We start from the raw sequence: 6,187 nt of genomic DNA, 5'->3' as shown, positions 1-6,187 counted from the left end.
CGACAATCTCACAGCGAGTCGCCTCGCCTATGCGGCGGAAGTGTTCGACGGAAACAACCTCAGCAGAACTGCGGCGTCCTTATCGTACGCAGCAGTCACCGCGTCGTCGGTGACCTGGGCGCGGAACGGGTCGCCGCGCCACCGGTCGAGGCGGCCCGGCGGTACGACGTCGACGTGCCCGTTGAGCAGCAGCGACCGGCCGCCGCCGGCGCCGGACACGACGCCGCAGGCGTTGTCGCGGCCCCGCTCCACGGTGACCTTGGTGACCTCGGCCCCGGCCTCGGCGTACAGGTCGCCGAGCAGCGCGCTGACATCGCCCTCCGCCCCGACGATCTTGTCGTACTCCTGGCCGGGGTAGCGCGGGTTCACGCTGGGGATGGCGATCGCGTCGGCCAGGCTGGAGACCATCCGCTCGGCGAGCAGGTCGACCTGCTCCAGCACCCGGCGGGTCACGTCGTGTTCGGTGGTCATACGGTCTCCTTCGAGGTGGTGGGAAGGGGCTCCGGAGCGGGGGTGCGGGACCGCCGGAGCGAGGTGAGGACGGAGTTCGCGATGCCGGCCAGGCCCTTGGGGGCGATCCAGAGCACCACGAGGATCAGCATGGCGATCACCATGTCGCGCCAGGCTCCGGCATCCTGCAGCACGTCGGAGACCAGGGTGACGACCACGGCGCCGACGATCGGCCCGTAGACGCTGCCGCTGCCGCCCAGGAAGATCATGCTGAGCAGCAGGGTCAGGTAGCCGAAGCCGAAGACGTCGGTGCTGACCACGCCGTTGAGGAAGGCGTTGAAGCTGCCGGCCACCCCGGCCACGGCCGCGCCGATCATGAAGACGATCAGGTGCTGGCGCACCCTGGAGACGCCCCGGCTGGTGGCCAGCGCCTCGTTGTCGCGCAGTGCCAGCAGCGACATGCCCAGGGTCGAGCGGGTCAGCATCCGTACCAGCACGGTGACCGCGAACAGCAGCGCGGCGCCGAGGAAGTAGTAGCCGATCCGGCCGTCGGCCCGCAGGCTGACGTCGCCCAGGCTGAGCCGGGGGATGCCGACGATGCCGTTGGATCCGCCGGTCAGGCCCGCCTGCCCGAGCACCAGGTAGATGCAGAGCTGGGAGAAGACGTATGTGGCCAGGCCCACGTAGATGCCGCGCAGCCGCAGCACCGGCAGGAACGCCACCAGCGAGGCCAGCAGGGCCGACAGCCCCGAGATCGGCAGGGCCAGCCACGGGTCGATGCCGGTGCGGGTGGCCAGGATGCCCGTGGTGTAGGCGCCGATGCCGAAGAACCCGATCTGGGCGAAGTTGAAGATGCCGGCGAAACCGAGGGTGAGGTTCCAGCTCATGGCGAGCACGCCGTACATAGTGAAGAGGATCAGCAGCAGCCGGGCGTGCGGGTCGGTGAAGATCAGTGGCAGGGCCACCAGGACTATCGCGTAGACCGGCCAGCCGGCCCAGGAGCGCAGGTTGGTCATGACGTTCACGCGCTCCTCACCCTGGTCCGCAGCAGTCCCTCGGGTTTGACCAGCATGATCACGATCATTGCGAGGAAGACCAGGACCGGGCTCCAGGAGAGCCCGAAGTAGTAGGTGGTGACGGCCTCGAGCAGGCCGATGGCGTACGCGCCGGCGATGGTGCCCGCCAGGCTGCCGGCTCCGCCGAAGGCGAGCACCACGAAGGCCCGCAGCAGCGGGTCGCCGCCCATGCCCGGGGAGATGAACTGCATGCTGCCGAGCAGCGCCCCGGCCACGGTGGCCAGGCCGATCGCGACCACGACCACGAAGACGTAGACCCGGCGCGGTGCGATGCCGAGCAGCTGGGCGTGCTCGCGGTTCTGTTCCAGCGCCCGTACGGTCAGCCCGATGCCGGTGCGTTTGAGGACCAGGGCCAGCAGGCCTACCAGCAGCGGGGCCAGCAGGATCGTGACGAGCTGGCTGCCCTGGGCGACCGCCCCGGCGACCTCGACGCGCGCGCCACCGAACGGCGGGAGCTGCTTGATCTCCGGCCCCCAGATCAGCTGGGCGCCGCTCTGCAGCAGCATCGTGGCCGCCAGCGTGGCGACCATCACCAGCATGTCGCCTCCTGGGCGCCGGATGAACGGGCTGACCAGCAGGAACTCGTAGGCCAACCCGATCAGCGCCATCGCCGCCACGGCGCCGAGCAGCGCGACCGCCACCGGCAGCCCGCCGGCGTCGAGCAGCGTCCAGGTCAGGTAGGCGCCGAACATCATCAGCGCGCCGTGTCCGAAGTTGAAGACCCGCAGCGTGGACCAGATCAGCGTCAGCCCCGCCGCCATGAGCATGTAGAGGCCGCCGAGGACGAGCGTGCTCGTCACGATGACACTAATGCCGTCCATCGGCGGTCCCTCCCAGGAAGAGCGACATCATCTCGTCGCGGCTGCGGCTGCCGTCCGACGCGCCGCTGTCCACCACGTCGCCGTGCAGGATGACGTGGTAGCGGTCGGTCAGGTCGAGCACCAGGTCCATGTCGCCGTCGATCAGGATGACCGACGAGACCTCGGCGCGGACCCGCACGATGCACTCGCTCAGCTCGTGCTTGACCTTCGGTGACAGGCCCAGCGTGGGCTCGTCGAGGATCAGCAGCGTGGGCCGGGCCATCAGGCCCATGCCGAGGCTGGCCATCTGGCGCTCCCCGCCGCTGAGCGTGCCGGTGAGTTGCCGGCGCCGTTCCTTGAGCTTGGGGAAGACCGAGAACACCTGGTCGATCCCGTCCCGCCAGGTCGAGGAGTGCCCGCTGGAGGACGCGGAGAGCCGCAGTGCCTCCTCCACGGTCAGTTGCGGGAACAGCCGCGAGCCCTGCGGCACGTGGATGAGCCCGCGCCTGACCAGGCTGCCGGGGGACTCGCCCCTGGTGTCCCGCCCGGCGAAGGCGATCGTGCCGGAGGCGGCCCGGTGCAGGTTGGAGACGCAGCGCAGCAGCGTGGTCTTGCCGTGGCCGTTCGGCCCCAGCAGCCCGATCGCCTCGTGCTGTCCGACGCGCAGCGAGATGCCGCGCAACACCTTCGCCTGGCCGTAGCCGGCGGTGAGGTTCTCCACGGTCAGCAGATCGCTCATCGCGCGGCCCCCGGTCCCAGGTAGGCTTCGACGACCCTCGGGTCGGACAGGACCTCGGCCGGCCGGCCGGTCACGATGATCCGGCCGCTGTCGAGGACCGCCATCCGGTCGGCGAGCGCCTCCAGCACCGACAGCACGTGCTCGATGATCACCATGGTGACGCCCGTGCCGTGCACACCGGCCAGCAACCGGATCAGCGCGTCCTGGTCGGCCGGGTCGAGGCCGGCCGCGGGCTCGTCGAGCAGCAGTACCGAAGGGCCGCTGACCAGCGCGCCGGCGATCATCAGGCGTTTGCGGTCGATCAGCGAAAGCCCGTCGGCCGGGCGGTTCAGGTCGCCGCCGAGCTCCACCGCGTCCAGCGCCTCCCGGCACCGGGCGAGGTTCCAGCGCCCGGCCCTGCCCGCGCCGCCGTACGCCGAGCCGATGCGGACGTTCTCCAGCACGCTCAGCGACTCGAAGACGGCCTCGGTCTGGAAGGTGCGCTTGAGGCCGGCCTTGGCGATCCAGCGCGGCGAGCGGTTCTGGATCTCGTGACCGTCGAAGATCACCTTTCCGGAGTCGGGCCGGATCGGGATACCGGTGAGCAGGTTGAACAGCGTGCTCTTGCCCGCGCCGTTGGGGCCGGCCAGGCCGAAGACCTCGTCGCGCGTCACCGACATCGAGACGCCGTCGACGGCCCTGAGGCTACCGAACGACTTGCCGACCTCGTGCGCGGCGAGGATGACCTGCGAGTTCCCGTTCACGACGCGGCCTGCCCCGGCCCGCGCCAGTCGCCCTGGGCGAGGAAACCGCCGTCGACCGGGAGCAGCACGCCGTTGACGAACGAGGCGTCCGGGGCGACCAGGAACGCGACCGCCGCGGCGATCTCGTCCGGTGAGCACTGCCGCCCGGCCGGCTGGCGGGCCGCCGCCGCCTCGCGCTGCCGCAGGGACTCCGCGGCGGCCTCGGCGTCGAGCAGGCTCCGCGAGTCGCCCATGTCGTTGTCGACGTAGCCGGGCAGCACGGCGTTGACCCGGATTCCCTGCGGGCCGCCCTCGACGGCGAGCTGCCGGGTCAGGTTGGCGATGGCGCCCTTGGCCGCGGAGTAGGCGGGGAAGGCCGGCAGGCCGGTGACCCCGAAGATGGACGACAGGTTGACCATGGCGCCCGCCCCGCCCGCGGCCAGCAGCGGGAACGCCGCCCTGGCACACAGGAACGTCCCGGTGACGTTGACGTCCATGACCCTGCGCCACTCGGAGATCGGTACGCCGGTGACGCCGCCGCCGCTCTCCGCGATGCCGGCGTTGTTGACCAGGATGTCCAGGCCGCCGAACTCGTCCGTGACCCGCGCGAACAGCGCCTCGACGCTGCCTTCGTCGGACACGTCCGCCGCCTGGAACACGCATGCGGGGCCGTCCCCCGACAACTCCAGAGCGGTACGTGTCCCGCGTTCCACGTCGACGTCGGCGATCATGACCCGCGCCCCCTCCGCGCGCAGGCGGTGCGCGATGGCCGCGCCGATCCCGCCCGCCGCGCCTGTGACCAGGGCACGTTGCCCGGTCAGAGTGCTCGCCATCGCGATATCTCCCTCAATCTGCTGGTACTCGTGGTGTTGGTCGGCCGTGGTGGGCCGCGACCGGGTGGCCGTCTCGGCCGGCCTGTCTCATCCGCCGGGCAGGCCCACCCCGTACGGCTTCATCCGGTCGACGCCGGGGGACCACGCTCCGCCACCGCGCCGCGCGATGCCGTTGGGCCGGGCGAAGTGCCAGGTGGTGGGCTCCTCGGTGACGACCTGGACGTCGAACCCGGCGGCGGAGAGGTCGGCTGAGGCCCCCGCGTCGCGCGTGTCCAGCCAGACGCGGTCGCCCTCGGCGTGGATCCTCGGCGCCGAGATCGCCTCCTGGAGGTCCGCGCCGTCACGCCAGCGGGCGGCGATCTGGGCGACGGCGGAGATGATCCGCCGCCCGCCCGAGGCGCCGAGCGCCGCCTCGGCGTCCCCTGGGCCGGTCAGCACGACGGGGCTGACCGCGCTGAGCCCGGCCGCGCCGGGAGCGACGCTGGTCACCCGGCCGGGGCGGGGGTCGAAGTACATCATCCCGTCGTTCAGCACGATGCCGGTCTCCGGTTCCACCATGCGGGAGCCGAACAGGTCGAGCACCGTCTGGGTGAGCGAGACCGTCATGCCCTCGTCGTCGACCGCCGACATGTGCGAGGTGCACCCCGCCCTGGCGGAGCCGCCGGGAGGCGCGGGAGGGCTGTCCCCGCCCGCGATCCAGCGGGCCACCTTCTCGTCGGCGTACTCGGGGGAGGCCAGCCGGGCCCAGCTCGCCGGACCCTCCTGGGAGGTGGTGACCTCGCGCAGCCGGTCCTCGAAGGCGTGGGACAGCACCCGCGCCCACAGGCGAGCCCCCGGATCCAGCCCACGCCGCCGGGCGGCCTCGACCAGTTGCAGTGCCTCGATCACCGAGATCACCCCGGTGGCGTGCGGGCCGTACAGCCGCATCGGGCCGATCTCGACGGGCAGGACCTCGGACTCGTCGGCGACATACCCGGCGAAGTCCTTCTCCGACAGCAGGCCACCGGCCCCGGTGACGGCCGTCGCGATCGCGCGGGCGGCCCGGCCCAGGTAGAACGCGTCAGGACCGCCGGTGCCGATCTCGCGGAGCACCCGGGCCAGCCGGGGTTGGACGAGCCTGTCGCCGGGGCCCTGGGACGGGCCGCGCAGCGGCAGGCCGTCGGGCAGGAAGAGTTCCGCGGAGGAGGGGAAGGCCCGCAGCGTCCGGGCCTCGGCGCAGATCGCCGAGGAGGCGAACCAGTTGGTCTCGTGCCCCGCCTCGGCCAGCTCGATCGCCGGGGCGAGCACCTGGGCCAGGGGCAGGCGGCCGAACCTGGCGTGCGCCCGGCACAACGCGGCGACCGCGCCGGGGACGCCCACCGACAGCGGGCCGACGATGTTCGCGTCGTCACGCACGGCCGGCCAGTTGTACAGGCCGGTGCCGGTCGCGGACGCCGCCGGGGCGAACATCCGCGGGTGCGCCAGGCCCGGAGCGGCGGCGCGCAGAAGATTGGGCGGGAGATCGCTCTGCGTGTTGGCCCACGCCCAGAGCCAGGTCTGGTCGCGGTAGCCTTCCGTCCCCAGAAAC

General features: G+C 71.9%; 7 protein-coding genes. All 7 read right to left on the bottom strand.

The genetic code is table 11. From position 1 onward, the window contains the following. Positions 1-27 precede the first annotated feature (27 nt). A complete protein-coding gene (locus ABZ260_RS44620; RefSeq protein ID WP_355630189.1) occupies positions 28-471 on the bottom strand; it encodes a hypothetical protein in 444 nt (147 codons plus the stop codon). Then, positions 468-1,466, bottom strand: a complete 999-nt coding sequence (locus tag ABZ260_RS44615) for a branched-chain amino acid ABC transporter permease (protein WP_355630192.1) — start codon at positions 1,464-1,466, stop codon at positions 468-470. The genes ABZ260_RS44620 and ABZ260_RS44615 overlap by 4 nt, the downstream gene beginning before the upstream one ends. A gap of 5 nt (positions 1,467-1,471) precedes the next feature. Continuing rightward, positions 1,472-2,347, bottom strand: a complete 876-nt coding sequence (locus ABZ260_RS44610; RefSeq protein WP_350927510.1) for a branched-chain amino acid ABC transporter permease — start codon at positions 2,345-2,347, stop codon at positions 1,472-1,474. Then, positions 2,334-3,065: an ABC transporter ATP-binding protein gene (locus tag ABZ260_RS44605; RefSeq protein WP_350927512.1), complete on the bottom strand. Its 732-nt coding sequence runs from the start codon at positions 3,063-3,065 to the stop codon at positions 2,334-2,336. Before ABZ260_RS44605 ends, ABZ260_RS44610 begins: the two co-directional genes overlap by 14 nt. Next, positions 3,062-3,808, bottom strand: coding sequence for an ABC transporter ATP-binding protein (locus ABZ260_RS44600; RefSeq protein WP_355630186.1), 747 nt, complete (start codon positions 3,806-3,808; stop codon positions 3,062-3,064). Before ABZ260_RS44600 ends, ABZ260_RS44605 begins: the two co-directional genes overlap by 4 nt. After that, on the bottom strand, positions 3,805-4,620 hold the full coding sequence (locus tag ABZ260_RS44595) for an SDR family oxidoreductase (protein WP_355630183.1): 816 nt from the start codon (positions 4,618-4,620) through the stop codon (positions 3,805-3,807). The genes ABZ260_RS44600 and ABZ260_RS44595 overlap by 4 nt, the downstream gene beginning before the upstream one ends. A gap of 87 nt (positions 4,621-4,707) precedes the next feature. Then, a partial coding sequence (locus ABZ260_RS44590) for a gamma-glutamyltransferase (RefSeq protein WP_355630180.1) occupies positions 4,708-6,187 on the bottom strand: 1,480 nt, incomplete at its 5' end.

Origin of the sequence: Streptosporangium sp. NPDC006013 (assembly GCF_040614275.1) — a bacterium.
Classification (GTDB): Bacteria; Actinomycetota; Actinomycetes; order Streptosporangiales; family Streptosporangiaceae; genus Streptosporangium.
This window is presented reverse-complemented; position numbering and strand designations above follow the sequence as displayed.